Below are 15,020 nucleotides of genomic sequence, written 5' to 3'. Positions count from 1 at the left end.
CACCATTAACGTGATAAACGGAAATCTGCTTTTCCGTTAACCGTATAAGGTGACAATGCAATACTTTCATTATTTAAACTGAGTGATACTGCTGTCGCATCATCCAGTCGGATCTGGAATGGCGCTTCACCGCTCAGCTCTATAGTAGACGCTTGACGGCCAGTGGCCAGCACGTTACCGCCTGCATCTACAATATGCACAGAGGTTGGACGGCTAAAATCAAGCTTAAGCTGATCACCGGACATGGCAGCACCGGCATCCAGATTCAAAATCTCAACATCAGAAGAAGTGTCAGCAACTTCAGCATTATTTGAACTGCTTTCTGACCAGTTCTGGATCATGGCGACCAGTGCACCCAAGATCAGTACTACAACCAGTGCAATCAGGCCACGCTTTAACCATTTGCGGTTACGATCACGCTTTGAACCTGGCAATTTACCCATGATCTTGATTGGAGAATCTTTCAGAGCATGCGTTGCAACCATACCGGTATCATTGGCATAAATTTCATCAAAACGCTGAATCAGGCTAGAAGCATCGACACCGAGATATTTGGCATAGGTGCGGTAATAACCCTTAATAAAAGTCGCTTCAGGCAAGGATTTATAATCATCCTTTTCCAAGGCATTCAGGGTTTTTACCGGAATATTGAGTTCTTTGGCAACGTCTTCAAGCTCACGTTGCTGATTAATACGAATCTTGCGTAAGTACTCGCCTGGACGCTGAACATTTCCTAACGCGTTTGGAGCTACGCTCGAATTATTCGAATCTGAATTAGGATTTACTTCCATACGGCCTCAGTACTGTACTGTAATTGCAAATAACGTTGGTATTCCGAGCTTTCAGGGAACAATGCACGTAATTGATTCACCAATACCTGCATGCCTAACTGATCGCCACTGGCACGCGCAGTGCGAATGCCAATCCAGAGCGCACGGGCACTCTGGTTTTTCTGCCCCACACCACGTACAAACTGTTCATACATTTGAGTCGCGGCCGGGAACTGCTGGTTCAGATAAAAAATTTCTGCCAACTCTAACATTGATATATACGAAGCGCGATTAGCCTGTAGTGCCTGTTTGAATGATTTTTCAGCATTCACCAGATCACCCTGTTTCAGGTAAATCCGTCCCATATTCTCAAGGGCACGAAAACGCTGGTCATAACCTAAGGTTGCGCCGGCAATTTCGAACTGCTCGATCGCATCTTTATAGCGCTCAAGCTGATATAAATAGGTGCCGTAGTTATTTCGTGCCTGGGCATTTTTTGGATCTGCCGAAATTGCACGCTTGAAATAACCTTCAGCTTTTTCAAGATTGGGTTTGCTGCCTTCCTGCTGAAGCAGCACCCCCATCATCATATTGGCTTGCGAATCACGCGGATTAGTTTCCAGTGCCTGATCCAGCGCACGTTTGGCTGAATCCAGATCACCGTTTTTAAGATATTCAACCGCCAACTGAGTACGAACCTTGGTGGCTTTTTCCGGATCCTTCTGACCCAGATCTGGCGTTTGACACGCAGTTAAAACCAAAGACCCACATACTACTGAAACCAAAGCAAGTTTAGATGTCAGACTACTCAATTGGCGACCTCTTGTTATCCTTGTGAGCGCATAATCTCATTGGACTGCGCAATTTTCTTTTTCCACTGTTCCGCACGACGGGTACGGTCAGCAACTTGTCCTACCAGTTGTCCACACGCAGCGTCGATATCATCACCACGTGTCTGACGAATCGTACACACAAAACCGGCATCAGACAAAGTTTTTTGGAAAGAAATAATCCGGTTACGGCTTGAACGGCCATATGGCGCATGCGGGAACGGGTTAAATGGAATCAGGTTAATCTTGCTTGGCAGATCTTTAAGCAGCTTGATCATCTGCTGGGCATGTTCAGGTTTGTCATTTACGCCATCCAGCATTACATATTCGATAGTCACATGCTTACGCGCACTTTCATTACCATCTTTAGTGATGTAGCGCTGACAAGCGGCAATAAGCTGCTCTAGCGGATATTTTTTGTTGATTGGCACCAGTTCATTACGCAGCTCGTCATTGGTTGCGTGTAATGAAATCGCCAAAGCCACATCAATATCTTGCGCCAACTGGTCAATTTTCGGCACGACACCTGAAGTTGAAAGCGTTACGCGGCGTTTAGACATGCCATAAGCAAAATCATCCAGCATGATACGCATTGAGTTCAATACGGCATCATAGTTCAGCAATGGCTCGCCCATGCCCATCATCACCACGTTAGTCACTGAACGCTCGCGCTCAGCCACAGGCACTTCTTCCATATAGGAATAGTTGGCCATCCACAACTGACCAATAATTTCAGCTTGAGTCAGGTCACGCTGGAAACCTTGCTTACCGGTGGAACAGAATGAACAGTCCAGGGCACAGCCCACTTGTGAAGAAATACACAGGGTCTTACGTGAGCCGGTTTTGTCTTCTGCCGGAATCAGGACAGTTTCAACCAGAGAGCCATCACCATCACCGACACGGAACACCCATTTACGGGTACCGTCTTTGGAATAGTTTTTATGCACTACTTCTGGCGCTTTAATTTCACAAATCTTTTCCAGTTTTTCACGCAGCCTGCCCGAGATATTGGTCATCTCGGCAAAATCAGTCACGAAATACTGATGAATCCATTTCATCACCTGACCGGCACGGAACTTCTTCTCGCCCATATCTTCGAAGAATTTTTCCATTTGCGGACGTGACATGCCTAGTAAGTTCACTTTTTCCACAGAATTTTGCTGTGCAGGAGTGGACGGAGATTGTTGCTGTGCATCAGAAACTGCTGATGTAGCGACCACTTCAGTACTCATGTGTATACCTAAACCATGTCTAAAGATGAAAGGAGAAGCTCAATATCTGAGCAAAGAATTATTCAGAGAATAAAAAAACCAGATAAGTATAATAACACTTATCTGGTTTGAATACTGCGTATTAACGAGTACGTGGAGCAATCTCAGTTTGCGCGAAGAAGTAGTTAATTTCGCGGTCAGCAGATGCTACAGAGTCAGAACCGTGAGCAGCGTTTTCGTCGATGCTTACAGCGAAGTCTGCACGGATTGTACCAGGAGCAGCTTCTTTAGGGTTAGTCGCGCCAAGGATGTCACGGTGAGCAAGAACAGCGTTTTCGCCTTCAAGAACTGAAACAACAACTGGACCAGAAGTCATGAATGCAACTAGGTCACCGAAGAAACCACGTTCTTTGTGCTCAGCGTAGAAACCTTCAGCTTCAGCTTGAGTCAGGTGTTTCATTTTAGTCGCAACGATTTTAAGACCTGCTTTTTCGAAACGAGCAAAGATGTCACCGATGTGGTTTTTAGCAACTGCGTCTGGTTTTACGATAGATAATGTACGTTCAATAGCCATGATTGGCTCCTTAAGTCAATTGTTGAAATGAAAATTTGCCGCATTATACCGAATAATGGACTTTTTTCTGCCTTTAAACTGTAAAAAAATTGCTTTTTTCAAACTGGCAATTAACGTGCTTCGTCAATCCATGCCATTTGAATGGCTTCCAGAAGCCCTTCGGTTGATTTGGTTGGATCGTCTTCAAAATCAGGAAGTGCACATACCCAGGCATGCAGGTCGGTAAAGCGAACCCATTGCGGATCCACATCTGGATACGCTTCATATAATTCAATCGCGATATCGAGGGTATCTGTCCAACGTAAACCCATGTCTATTCCTAAGCCTATTTACTGTGATGTAGTACTTTAGCAAATCTGCAAAATTCTGCGAGTCTTTGCCGGATCATCTCGTGATTTTTTACAACATGATATTAAAAAAAGGTGCCGTAAATACAATCATGGTGGCCACCAGCGCACCCAATATGGCTCCTACCGCCACATCACTCGGATAATGCAAGCCTAAAACCATTCGAGAGATCGCCACTAAAATGGCAAACGGCAGCATCAAAAACAATAAGAAAGGTACGATATAACCCAGTACAATGGTCACCATCACTGCATGCAAGGTATGTCCCGAAGGAAAACTAAAATGATCCAGCGGATGCTCACAGAGCCGAATCACCTGATGCACCTGATAAGGACGTGGCCGTACTGTTTTGGTTTTTAATAGTTTATAAATCAGGGTTCCGACCATACTGCCAAACACCAGATAAACAATCTGTAAGGTATACATCAGGCCCTGAATCAGCCAGACGGCAATGAGCATCAAATACCAGAATACGCCATTGCCCAACCGGCTAATGATTTTGAAAAAAGCTGCAATGCGTTCTGAATGTGAAAAATGATTAAGATAAATACAGCCTTTTAAATCAATTTCTAAAAATTTTAGTTTTGCATTCTGAAATTTCATTGTAGAGCTCTTATTGTTTTATGCCCTGTATTTCAGGTTTGGTACGACTGAAAAATAGAGCTTGTTCAAATTGACGCATAAGATAATCGCCATTCACCTTTTTAGTTTGTTAATGTCCGCATCCTTCTGTAATCGTTATAAACCGCCTAATTCAGACACCTAACAGATGAATTCTTGCCACTATCCCACCCTACTCAGCCAACCTATCCGATCATGTTGCACCTGTAAATAGTACATCCATGATCATTAGCGATCACTGCTCTACCGCTGGCCATCGCCTCCTGCACTATATTTTTAACCTTTCAATCCGACCTATCCCTGAACTGTTAATAGATGATTTATGTGTACTGATATTTATTGAAATAAGTTTGGATCACCACATTCAATTCATTCTTTAGGAATAATTATCTAGCCTTTAACAAAACCTGAGAAGGATCGATTGTGCTTCGAGTATAATGCAGTTATAACACCCAAGACTTTGGTGAAAATGTATCTGTGAGCCGCTTCTTGCCTTGCTCTTACTCAAAATTTAGCTATTCCCAAGCATTCAAAAGTTAATGAGATATAACTATCTATACTTTTAAGTATGGGGCTCGGGTGTGACTGTTTTATGAATTGATTTATGGGAGCTTAGCATTTCTTACATTATCAAACTTGCTGATGCTTTATGTCTGCTCCATCTACCTTTTCAATTTCTTTACTATACTTATGCTCAACTAATAACCGATTAAATACCTGATCCATGCCAATGAATTCAACTTGTAAAATAGTTGCCATTTTTGAATATGATTTATTTTTTTGAGATAACATTTTATCTTCAAACCCCCAGTCAACCAACAAAGCTGCTCTAAGCAATAAAATTAAAATTAAAATTAAAATTAAAATTAAAATTAAAATTAAAATTAAAATTAAAATTAAAATTAAGACAGCTAACCACAAACTTAATGAAAGCCAACTACCCCACAATACATCACGATAAATAATTGTTTGGATTTGCTGCCATGAAGTTTTGGTATTTTTTAATTCGAATGCATATTGCTCAAACTCTTGATCACCTGCTCCTACTTCAGTCCAAACATAGATATGATTTTCTATATTAAAAATTCAGTTCGATCTTTCATCTTATCTTTTCATATTTATTTAAATTATTATTCGACTATATAAAAAAACCCACTCTAGTGAGTGGGTTTTCGCATTCAAATCAAATGATCCAAGAAATTAGTTTTTCTCTTTATCAACGATTTTGTTTGCTTGGATCCAAGGCATCATTGCACGCAATTTAGCACCAGTTTGTTCGATACCGTGTGCAGCGTTTTGACGACGACGAGCAGTCATAGATGGATAGTTCAATGCACCTTCTTGGATGAACATCTTCGCATATTCACCAGATTGGATACGTTTAAGCGCATTACGCATTGCTTCACGAGACTGTTCGTTAATTACTTCAACGCCAGTTACGTATTCGCCGTATTCAGCATTATTAGATACTGAGTAGTTCATGTCAGCGATACCGCCTTCGAACATCAAGTCAACGATCAGTTTAAGTTCGTGTAAACATTCGAAGTAAGCCATTTCAGGCGCATAACCAGCTTCAACCAGAGTTTCGAAGCCCATTTTAACCAGTTCAACAGCACCACCACAAAGAACCGCTTGCTCACCGAATAAGTCAGTTTCAGTTTCTTCACGGAAAGAAGTTTCGATGATACCTGTACGGCCGCCACCTACACCTGAAGCGTAAGAAAGAGCTACGTTACGTGCATTACCAGAAGCATCTTGGTGGATCGCGATTAAGTCAGGAACACCTGAACCACGTTGGTATTCAGAACGTACAGTGTGACCAGGAGCTTTAGGCGCAACCATGATTACGTCTAGGTCTTTACGTGGAACAACTTGGTTGTAAAGAACAGAGAAACCGTGAGCAAATGCTAGAGTCGCGCCTTCTTTGATGTTTGGCTCGATCACGTCGCGGTAAAGTTGAGCTTGGAACTCATCTGGAGTCAAGATCATGACTACGTCAGCTTGAGCTACAGCAGCAGGAACTTCAGCAACTTTAAGACCAGCGTTTTCAGCTTTTTTCCAAGAAGTAGAATTCGCGCGTAGACCAACAGTTACGTCAACGCCAGAATCTTTAAGGTTAAGCGCGTGTGCGTGACCTTGTGAACCATAACCAATGATTGCTACTTTCTTAGATTGGATAATAGATAAGTCGCAGTCTTTATCGTAAAAAATTTGCATTGCTGTCTCCGCTTAAATGCTTGTGTGTCCGTTTCATCAGGCAATGATCCTTGATCACATTGCCTGAAGCCCCCTTCTTATTAGAATGAGGAAATAATTAAAAAATTTAGATGGTTAGTACTTTTTCGCCGCGTGCAATACCCGACACGCCTGAACGCACCACTTCCAAAATCGTGTTTTCTGCTAATGCGTCAATAAAACCGTCGATTTTTTCAGTCGTACCTGCGATTTGAATCGTGTAAGTTGTTGGCGTTACGTCAACCACCTGGCCACGGAAAATATCGGTCGTACGTTTGATTTCATCACGGGTTGCGCCTAAAGCTTTCACTTTGATCAGCATCAATTCACGTTCAATGTGTGCACCTTCAGACAGATCCACCACTTTAACCACTTCTACCAGCTTGTTCAGCTGTTTGGTGATCTGTTCGATCTTGTGATCATCACCATACGTGGTCAAAGTCAGACGTGAAAGTGTTGGGTCTTCAGTTGGCGCAACGTTCAATGTTTCAATGTTGTAGCCGCGTTGTGAGAACAAACCTACCAAGCGAGAAAGCGCGCCTGCTTCGTTTTCTACGAGTACAGAGATAATATGTCTCATTTCGTGCGCTCCCCTTTTGCTAACCACATATCCTGCATCGATTGACCCGCAACTAGCATTGGATATACGTGTTCTGTACGGTCAACCATTACGTTAATAAATACGCACTTATCATTGATTGCCATCGCTTCTTCAAGCTTAGATTCAAGCTCGTCTGCGTGGTCAATCTGAATACCTACATGACCATAAGCTTCCATCAATTTTGCAAAGTCAGGTAAAGACTCTACATAAGAGCTAGAGTGACGGCCTTCGTAGTTCATGTCCTGCCACTGTTTCACCATACCCAAGGCACGGTTGTTCAGGCACAAAATTTTTACGTTCAAGCCATACTGCTTACAGGTAGAAAGTTCCTGGATACACATCTGAATTGATGCTTCACCGGTGATACACACTACTTGCTGATCCGGGAATGCAAGTTTCGCCGCCATTGCATATGGCAGACCTACACCCATCGTACCTAGACCACCAGAGTTAATCCATTGACGAGGACGTTTGTAGCGATAGTGCAACGCGCCGAACATCTGGTGCTGACCAACGTCAGAGGTGATGATCGCTTCACCATTGGTGACTTTGTCTAGAGCACGAACCACTTGCTGTGGCTTCATAGAACCATCAGTCGGTACATCAAACTTCAAGCCATGAACCTGACGCCATTCATCAATCTGTTTCCACCATGCCGCAATCGCTTCAGGATTTGGCTTGGACACATTCATTTGCTTCAACTGGTTCAGCATTTCGTTCAGTACAGGTTCTACTGCACCCACGATTGGAATGTGCGCCATGATGGTTTTAGAAATGGTCGCCGGATCGATGTCAATGTGAATGACTTTGGCATTCGGACAGAATTTCGCCGGGTTATTGGTTACACGGTCATCGAAACGTGCGCCTACACACAGAATCACGTCTGCATTGTGCATGGTCATGTTGGCTTCGTAAGTTCCGTGCATACCCAACATGCCGATGAATTGTGGATCATCGCCTGGGAATGCGCCAAGGCCCATCAGGGTATTGGTAACCGGGTAACCCAATAGATGTGCAAGCTCAGTTAATTGTGCTGAAGCATTGCCCTGAACCACGCCGCCGCCTGAGTAAATGACTGGGCGTTTCGCATGAATCAGTTCATCAATCGCTTTACGGATTTGACCTGAGTGACCACGATATGGTGGTTGATACGAACGCATCTTCACTTTTTCAGGATATTCGTAAGCAAATTTCTCTGCCGGGTTGGTTGCATCTTTAGGAATATCAACTACGACTGGACCTGGACGGCCAGATGACGCGATATAGAATGCTTTTTTGATAATTGAAGGAATTTCGCTGGCATGGCGAACCTGGAAGCTGTGCTTCACGATTGGGCGAGAAATACCGACCATATCAGTTTCTTGGAACGCATCCTCACCGATCAAATGGCTTGCAACCTGACCAGACAGGATCACCATTGGAATGGAATCCATATAAGCCGTTGCAATTGGAGTAACGGTATTGGTCGCGCCTGGGCCAGAAGTGACCAGCACAACACCAGTTTTACCTGTTACGCGTGAGTAAGCATCCGCCATGTGGCCGGCAGCTTGTTCGTGACGTACGAGGTAATGATTAATTTTGTCTTGTTGAAATAGCGCATCATAAATATGCAGTACTGCGCCGCCTGGATATCCAAAAACATGTTCAACGCCTTCATCCGCTAATGCGCGAACGAGCATTTCACCACCAGATAAAAGTTCCAACGTGATTCACCCTATATTATTCACTGCACAAATGGGAGGCATTTGCAGTGTTCATTCATTAACTGTCTGCACTGTTATAGCACACAAATTTCATAGTTTTCAAAGCAATAGGAATAAAAATCCGATCTACCTGCTGTTCGAGCAATACAAGATCTAAAACATGTTGGGGTAAACATATTTTGTTCGCTTTGTTCAATTTTTCGGCTAGAAAAATTGCCCATTGCATGACATGACACTTATTCGAAGGGTGATCGATCTAAGGCATATAAAACTATTGCTGCATTCTTGTGTTTTCAGCCTTTAAAGTCAAGTTTAAAAAACAGGCTATTATTGTTTATACGTCTAAAATTTGCTGCTTTTACAGGCAATTTCGACTTTAACTCTGGTTTTTAGCTTTAAAATTCTAATTTAAATTAATAAATTTCATATACTTAAAACTTTAATTTTATAAATTTTTAATATGTCTTATATAAAAAAATTGAATGAATTTTTAAGAAATTCAATGCAACTATTTATAAATAAATTTCTTTTTATATAAAATTACTCTTTTTAGGTATCAGCTCAAAACATTAAGATCACTACTGATCACAAAATTAATTGAATTAAAAATCATCTTATGGCAAAAAATTCTCTACAATAACAACCCTATTTAACCGCTTGAAATTTTCAGGACTTTTACTCATGAAAAGATCTTTCCTGACCGCATTAAGTTTTGCCACTACGTTTGTTTTAGGTGTAGCAAGCAGCTCTGCTTTAGCGATTGAATATTATAAATGGGTCGATGCCAAAGGCGTGACTCACTACACTAAAACCCCGCCTCCTAAAAATGCCAAGCACAAAAGCAAAGTAGAAACCTATGGCTGGACCAATTCCGCGCCTACTCCAGCAAGAACAACCGAAAATGAGAACCGGACCGAAACGGGTAACTCAAACTCATCTGCACCTGTGCCTGTCGTTTCTGAAAATGAGCAGCAACAGCGTGAAGCCAATGAAGCTTTACAACGTGGTCAGTCTGAGCGTGTAGCCTTCTAATCATACTCGTCTGCCAATTTAGATTTTTCCTGCAGAATACCATCCGCAAAATTCACTTTTAGGTGCATTTTGCGCTATGCTGTGCCTTATATTTTTTTTAACCGTTCTCTTGTATTACGTATATGACTACTCACATTGACTCAGAATATCAAGCCAGTGCGATTGAACCTCAAGTCCAGCAGGACTGGGAATCTCGCAAAGCCTTTAAAGTTGCCGACACTGTAGAAGGTCCACGTCGTTATATCCTCTCGATGTTCCCTTACCCAAGTGGCAAACTGCATATGGGTCATGTGCGTAACTATACCATTGGTGACGTGATCAGCCGCTTTCACCGTTTAAAAGGTGAAACTGTATTACAACCCATGGGTTGGGATGCTTTCGGTCTTCCTGCGGAAAACGCTGCAATTGCACACCAGGTCGCTCCTGCAAAATGGACTTTCGAAAATATTGATTACATGCGTAATCAGTTGAAGAAACTTGGCCTGTCTGTAGATTGGGATCGTGAATTCGCAACCTGCACACCAGAATACTATCGCTGGGAACAATGGCTATTCGTTCAGCTTTATAAAAAAGGCCTGATCTACCGTAAACTTTCTACAGTCAACTGGGACCCAGTAGACCAAACAGTTCTTGCCAATGAACAGGTTGAAAATGGTCGCGGCTGGCGTTCAGGTGCATTGGTTGAGAAACGTGATATTCCAATGTACTACTTCCGCATCACTGATTATGCGCAAGAATTACTGGACGATCTTGAAACATTAAAAGACGGCTGGCCACAACAAGTCCTGACCATGCAACGCAACTGGATTGGTCGCTCACAAGGTATGGAAATCACCTTCCCTTCAGCGAATCCAGACGTGTATGCAGACGGTTTAACTGTATTTACCACGCGTGCCGACACATTGATGGGTGTGACCTATGTTGCTGTGGCAGCAGAACATCCAATGGCGCTAAAAGCAGCTGCCCTCCAATCAGAAGCAGGCAATCCTGAACTTCAAGCATTCATCGAAGAATGCCGTATGGGTTCTGTGGCAGAAGCGGATCTTGCGACTGCCGAGAAGAAAGGCATGGCAACAGGCCTTTCTGTAAAACACCCTGTCACAGGTGAAGAAGTTCCAGTCTGGATCGCAAACTACGTACTGATGTCTTACGGTTCAGGTGCGGTGATGGCAGTGCCTTCACACGATGAACGTGACTTCGAATTTGCCAACAAATATGGCTTAACCATCAAGCAAGTCATTGATGCCAAAGGTGCAGAAGATACAGACTTTGACGCAACTCAATGGCAAGAATGGTACGGCTCTAAAGACGGTAAACTGGTTAATTCAGGCGAATTTGACGGTTTAGACTTTCAAGGCGCATTTGATGCATTCTTGGCGAAACTTGAACCACAAGGTCTTGCGAATGTAAAAGTTCAATTCCGTCTACGTGACTGGGGTGTATCTCGTCAGCGTTATTGGGGTTGTCCAATTCCAATGATCAACTGTGACAAATGTGGTCAAGTGCCGGTACCTGAAGATCAACTTCCTGTGGTACTTCCGACTGACGTTGTTCCAGACGGTTCAGGTAACCCACTGAACAAGATGCCTGAATTCTACGAAACCACTTGTCCTTGCTGTGGTGGCGATGCACGTCGTGAAACAGATACGCTCGACACCTTCGTAGAATCATCTTGGTACTATGCACGTTATGCATCTCCAGACTTTACTGATGGCATGGTAAAACCTGAAGCAGGTCAAACTTGGCTTCCTGTAAACCAATACATCGGTGGTGTTGAACACGCGATTCTGCACTTGCTCTATGCACGTTTCTTCCACAAATTGATGCGTGACGAAGGCGTGGTACAAGGTAACGAGCCGTTCACTAACTTGCTCACTCAAGGTATGGTGCTTGCGGATACTTATTACCGCGAATCTGAATCAGGCAAGAAAACCTGGTTCAACCCTGCCGACATCGAACTTGAGCGTGATGAGAAAGGTCGCATCACTTCTGCGAAATACAAAGGTGATGGTCAAGATGTCATCGTTGGCGGTCAGGAAAAAATGTCGAAATCGAAAAACAACGGTATCGACCCGCAAGCGATTATTGACCAATACGGCGCAGATACTGCACGTGTGTTCATGATGTTTGCTGCACCACCTGATCAATCACTTGAATGGTCTGATGCCGGTGTTGAAGGCGCAAACCGCTTCCTGAAACGTGTATGGCGTTTGGCAACCGGTTTCCTTGAAAAAGGTAATACCGCGACTGAGTTTAATAAAGCGAAACTCTCTACAGCTGCGCAAGATTTACGCCGTAAGACTCACGAAACCATCCAGAAAGTGGGTGATGATATCGAACGTCGTCATGCATTCAACACTGCCATTGCAGCGATGATGGAACTGTTAAATGCGAACAACAAATTTGAAGCGAAAGATGATAATGACGTTGCTGTAGCTCGTGAATCGACCACTACGCTTCTTACATTGCTTGCTCCATTTGCACCGCACTTAAGCCAGACTTTATTGGCTCAGTTTGGAATCGAGTTAACTCAAGCACAGTTCCCACAAGTGGATGAATCTGCATTGACTCGTAATACCCAAACGATTGTGGTTCAAGTGAACGGTAAGCTTCGTGGCAAACTTGAAGTGTCTGTGGATGCATCGAAAGATGACATTCTTGCTCAAGCCAAAGCATTGCCAGAAGTTCAGCAATTCTTGACTGGTCCAACCAAGAAAGAAATTGTGGTGCCGAATAAGTTAGTGAACTTGGTGGTTTAATTTCCTTGAAGCCTCCTTGAGCAAGATATAAAGCACTGCTTTATATTGAAGCGCAAGAAAGGGAGGTTTGGAGGGATTTAATCTCCCCTAACCCCTCTTTAATAAAGAGGGGAATTCCCGTCCATATATAAAAAATGGGTTCTCCTCCCTTTTTTAAAGGGAGGTAGGGAGGGATTAAAAAACAATTCCAAACAAAGCCCGTTGCCAGCCAACGGGCTTTGACTTTACAATCCGGTTCAGGATTTCAAATATTTCCCCAAGGGAAAAGAGGATACTCATGCATTTAGGCAAACGTTTAGCAGCAATTGTTTTAACTTGTGGTCTAAGTGCAGGCCTCGTCGGCTGTGGCTTTCATTTAAAAGGAACCAATCCGAGTTCCGCACCTGTAGCTTACTCAGTCATGAGTCTGGCCCTCCCTGACAATACTGAAGATCTTCAGGAAAAACTGGCTGTTTACCTGGGTGCTGCTGGAGTACAGCTGAGTAATGCACCTGATGCTTATGTCTTACGTGTCCTAGATTACACCCCTCGCCGTTTAGAATTGAATGGCAAACTGGTGGAAACCTTATTGCGTCTGAATGTGACTTTCCGAATCGAAGATGCACAAGGCAATCCGGTGACTGAACCACGTACTGTGGTAGCAACTCGTACCTATCAATATGATATTGAAACCGTCAACACTGATGACCAGGAACAAAAATATTTAAACCAAGTCATTATTGATGACATTGCACAGCAAATTGCGCGTCAAATTTCATCGAATCGTTTGCCATTGGCAAAACCAGAAACTTCGACTCAACCAGCCCAATAAGACGACCCAATGAAACTTGACTACCTCCAGGCATTAAAACGTGTCAATGAAGCTCGCGGTGCCTGGGTGTTACATGGTCAGGAGCCTTTGCTGGAACAGAATCTGGTAGATGCCTTTCGTAGCAGCTGGCAAAGCCGTGAAGTTGAACGCCAGCGTTATGATATTAGCTCTGCCTCTGACTGGAAAAATGTCTTCAATGCTTTAAACAGCCTGTCATTATTTTCTAGCCAACTGGCAATTGAAGTGCATGGCAATATCAAACCGGATGCCAGCGGTCTCAAACTGTTAAAAAGCTATCTGCAGCAGGACAGTGATAACCTGCTGTTGGTGGTCATGCCGAAACAGGATGCCAGCAGCCTGAAATCCAGCTTTTTCCAGACCATTGATGCCAATGGCGTAAATGTATCGCTAGTGGCCAACTACCCAAAAGATCGTCAACAGATCCTCGGAATTGAAGCGGAAAAACTGGGAATTAAGCTGGCCAATGACGCCTGGCAATGGCTAGAGCAGCATCATGAGCACAATTTGCTGGCAGCCAAAAATAGCCTGATGCGCGTAGCAGATACCTTTGCTGAAGTAGATATTATCCAGATTGACCATCTATATGCCTGCTTGCAGGATCAGTCCCGTTACAGCACCTATGATCTGAGTGATGCCTTGCTCAATGGGAATTTGGCACAATCAATTAAGATCTTTCAGTATCTGATTGCCTCAGGTGAACCGATCAGCCTGATTTTGTGGAGTATCAGCAAAGAAATGCGTCTATTGATGCAATTATTTGAACAGCCACAAAATGCCTTACAAATCGGTATCTGGAAGACTAAAGTGAGCTTATATCAGCAAGCCTTGCGTCGTTTAAGTCCACAGCGCTTTTTAAGCTGGCCTCAGCTTTTGATCCGGATCGATGCTGCAATCAAAGGGATGTCCAGAGAGAACCCTGAACATCTGATCTTGCAGGCCATTGCTGAAATGTGCGGTCAAAGCTTGTTTGCATCTCCGAGTGCCTAACTAAAGAAACGCGCAAACCAGCCTTTGCCTTTTTTCTTCTCCTGCGTTCGCAGGTAGCTCAGCATATTGTCCCGTACTGCTTCTACATAATCCTGATCATCGTGCTGAATATGGTTGATGAGCCATTTGGACAGAAGACGATATAAATCTTTTTCAATGGACTGACCTTGCTCAAACTTCAGACGATAATCATTTAATTTTTTGACAAATAATTCATGTATGCCGCGATGTGAAGGCAAATATTGATAACTCACCTGTTCCAGCAGGTTTTCTTCAAAGCTGAAATGTGACTGGGTATAGTCAATTAAATCGTCTAAAACCTCCCGGATTTTATCGCGATCTCCGGTACTTTTGACCTGCTCTAAGGCATTTATATAGTCCAGAATCTGGCGATGTTGATGATCAATCACCTCAATCCCAATATTGTAACTTTCATTCCATTCCATCTATGAACCTCATTAATTTTCTTAGTAAAGTCGTATTATTTTCCGCTCATTAAATGATCATATTCTCTTAA

General features: G+C 43.3%; 15 protein-coding genes. 4 read left to right on the top strand and 11 right to left on the bottom strand.

Annotated features, from left to right (window positions below):
• Nucleotides 1–5: 5 nt before the first annotated feature.
• From FTU01_RS03265 to FTU01_RS03220, 10 genes are all read right to left on the bottom strand, one after another.
• Nucleotides 6–791 (bottom strand): helix-turn-helix domain-containing protein, encoded by a 786-nt coding sequence (locus FTU01_RS03265; RefSeq protein WP_179992375.1) that lies wholly within the window; start codon nucleotides 789–791, stop codon nucleotides 6–8.
• Nucleotides 782–1,555 (bottom strand): type IV pilus biogenesis/stability protein PilW, encoded by a 774-nt coding sequence (gene pilW / locus FTU01_RS03260; RefSeq protein WP_373684723.1) that lies wholly within the window; start codon nucleotides 1,553–1,555, stop codon nucleotides 782–784. The genes FTU01_RS03265 and pilW overlap by 10 nt, the downstream gene beginning before the upstream one ends.
• Before the next feature lie 41 nt (nucleotides 1,556–1,596).
• Nucleotides 1,597–2,832 carry a 23S rRNA (adenine(2503)-C(2))-methyltransferase RlmN gene (gene rlmN, locus FTU01_RS03255; protein ID WP_180138116.1) on the bottom strand — a complete coding sequence of 412 codons (1,236 nt, stop codon included), beginning with the start codon at nucleotides 2,830–2,832 and terminating at the stop codon, nucleotides 1,597–1,599.
• Between the two features lie 121 nt (nucleotides 2,833–2,953).
• Nucleotides 2,954–3,385 (bottom strand): nucleoside-diphosphate kinase, encoded by a 432-nt coding sequence (ndk, locus tag FTU01_RS03250; RefSeq protein WP_004782097.1) that lies wholly within the window; start codon nucleotides 3,383–3,385, stop codon nucleotides 2,954–2,956.
• A 110-nt stretch (nucleotides 3,386–3,495) separates the two neighbouring features.
• On the bottom strand, nucleotides 3,496–3,696 hold the full coding sequence (iscX, locus tag FTU01_RS03245; RefSeq protein ID WP_180031516.1) for a Fe-S cluster assembly protein IscX: 201 nt from the start codon (nucleotides 3,694–3,696) through the stop codon (nucleotides 3,496–3,498).
• 88 nt (nucleotides 3,697–3,784) lie between these two features.
• Nucleotides 3,785–4,336: a phosphatase PAP2 family protein gene (locus FTU01_RS03240; RefSeq protein ID WP_004782094.1), complete on the bottom strand. Its 552-nt coding sequence runs from the start codon at nucleotides 4,334–4,336 to the stop codon at nucleotides 3,785–3,787.
• Nucleotides 4,337–4,984: 648 nt separating this feature from the next.
• Complete coding sequence (locus FTU01_RS03235; RefSeq protein ID WP_180138114.1) at nucleotides 4,985–5,275, bottom strand: hypothetical protein; 291 nt, start codon at nucleotides 5,273–5,275, stop codon at nucleotides 4,985–4,987.
• A 279-nt stretch (nucleotides 5,276–5,554) separates the two neighbouring features.
• Nucleotides 5,555–6,571, bottom strand: coding sequence for a ketol-acid reductoisomerase (ilvC, locus tag FTU01_RS03230; RefSeq protein ID WP_005232140.1), 1,017 nt, complete (start codon nucleotides 6,569–6,571; stop codon nucleotides 5,555–5,557).
• Nucleotides 6,572–6,677: 106 nt separating this feature from the next.
• Entirely contained in the window at nucleotides 6,678–7,169 is a 492-nt protein-coding gene (gene ilvN / locus FTU01_RS03225; protein WP_004782091.1) for an acetolactate synthase small subunit, read from the bottom strand.
• Nucleotides 7,166–8,893, bottom strand: a complete 1,728-nt coding sequence (locus FTU01_RS03220) for an acetolactate synthase 3 large subunit (RefSeq protein WP_004782089.1) — start codon at nucleotides 8,891–8,893, stop codon at nucleotides 7,166–7,168. The genes ilvN and FTU01_RS03220 overlap by 4 nt, the downstream gene beginning before the upstream one ends.
• A gap of 681 nt (nucleotides 8,894–9,574) precedes the next feature.
• Between FTU01_RS03220 and FTU01_RS03215 the strand changes: the two genes are divergently transcribed.
• The 4 genes from FTU01_RS03215 (at nucleotide 9,575) to holA (ending at nucleotide 14,503) form a co-directional block, all read left to right on the top strand.
• Nucleotides 9,575–9,925, top strand: a complete 351-nt coding sequence (locus tag FTU01_RS03215; protein WP_034703208.1) for a DUF4124 domain-containing protein — start codon at nucleotides 9,575–9,577, stop codon at nucleotides 9,923–9,925.
• Nucleotides 9,926–10,047: 122 nt separating this feature from the next.
• Nucleotides 10,048–12,684 (top strand): leucine--tRNA ligase, encoded by a 2,637-nt coding sequence (gene leuS, locus FTU01_RS03210; protein ID WP_180138112.1) that lies wholly within the window; start codon nucleotides 10,048–10,050, stop codon nucleotides 12,682–12,684.
• A 277-nt stretch (nucleotides 12,685–12,961) separates the two neighbouring features.
• Nucleotides 12,962–13,495, top strand: a complete 534-nt coding sequence (lptE, locus tag FTU01_RS03205) for an LPS assembly lipoprotein LptE (protein WP_166136360.1) — start codon at nucleotides 12,962–12,964, stop codon at nucleotides 13,493–13,495.
• 9 nt (nucleotides 13,496–13,504) lie between these two features.
• A complete protein-coding gene (holA, locus tag FTU01_RS03200; RefSeq protein WP_180138110.1) occupies nucleotides 13,505–14,503 on the top strand; it encodes a DNA polymerase III subunit delta in 999 nt (332 codons plus the stop codon).
• Here the strand turns inward: holA and FTU01_RS03195 are convergent.
• Complete coding sequence (locus FTU01_RS03195; protein WP_166136355.1) at nucleotides 14,500–14,949, bottom strand: bacteriohemerythrin; 450 nt, start codon at nucleotides 14,947–14,949, stop codon at nucleotides 14,500–14,502. The two genes, holA and FTU01_RS03195, sit on opposite strands and share 4 nt — an antisense overlap.
• Nucleotides 14,950–15,020 lie beyond the last annotated feature (71 nt).

The sequence above is a fragment of the Acinetobacter sp. YH12043 genome (assembly GCF_013419915.1).
Taxonomy (GTDB): domain Bacteria; phylum Pseudomonadota; class Gammaproteobacteria; order Pseudomonadales; family Moraxellaceae; genus Acinetobacter.
The sequence above is the reverse complement of the archived record's forward strand: the minus strand, read 5'-3'. Positions and strand labels throughout refer to the sequence as shown.

Bases quoted from the DNA above. Each gene is read 5' to 3' on its own strand.
- FTU01_RS03265 (WP_179992375.1), bottom strand. From the start codon at position 791: ATGGAAGTAAATCCTAATTCAGATTCGAATAATTCGAGCGTAGCTCCA.
- rlmN (WP_180138116.1), bottom strand. From the start codon at position 2,832: ATGAGTACTGAAGTGGTCGCTACATCAGCAGTTTCTGATGCACAGCAA.
- ndk (WP_004782097.1), bottom strand. From the start codon at position 3,385: ATGGCTATTGAACGTACATTATCTATCGTAAAACCAGACGCAGTTGCT.
- iscX (WP_180031516.1), bottom strand. From the start codon at position 3,696: ATGGGTTTACGTTGGACAGATACCCTCGATATCGCGATTGAATTATAT.
- FTU01_RS03240 (WP_004782094.1), bottom strand. From the start codon at position 4,336: ATGAAATTTCAGAATGCAAAACTAAAATTTTTAGAAATTGATTTAAAA.
- ilvC (WP_005232140.1), bottom strand. From the start codon at position 6,571: ATGCAAATTTTTTACGATAAAGACTGCGACTTATCTATTATCCAATCT.
- ilvN (WP_004782091.1), bottom strand. From the start codon at position 7,169: ATGAGACATATTATCTCTGTACTCGTAGAAAACGAAGCAGGCGCGCTT.
- FTU01_RS03215 (WP_034703208.1), top strand. From the start codon at position 9,575: ATGAAAAGATCTTTCCTGACCGCATTAAGTTTTGCCACTACGTTTGTT.
- leuS (WP_180138112.1), top strand. From the start codon at position 10,048: ATGACTACTCACATTGACTCAGAATATCAAGCCAGTGCGATTGAACCT.
- lptE (WP_166136360.1), top strand. From the start codon at position 12,962: ATGCATTTAGGCAAACGTTTAGCAGCAATTGTTTTAACTTGTGGTCTA.
- holA (WP_180138110.1), top strand. From the start codon at position 13,505: ATGAAACTTGACTACCTCCAGGCATTAAAACGTGTCAATGAAGCTCGC.
- FTU01_RS03195 (WP_166136355.1), bottom strand. From the start codon at position 14,949: ATGGAATGGAATGAAAGTTACAATATTGGGATTGAGGTGATTGATCAT.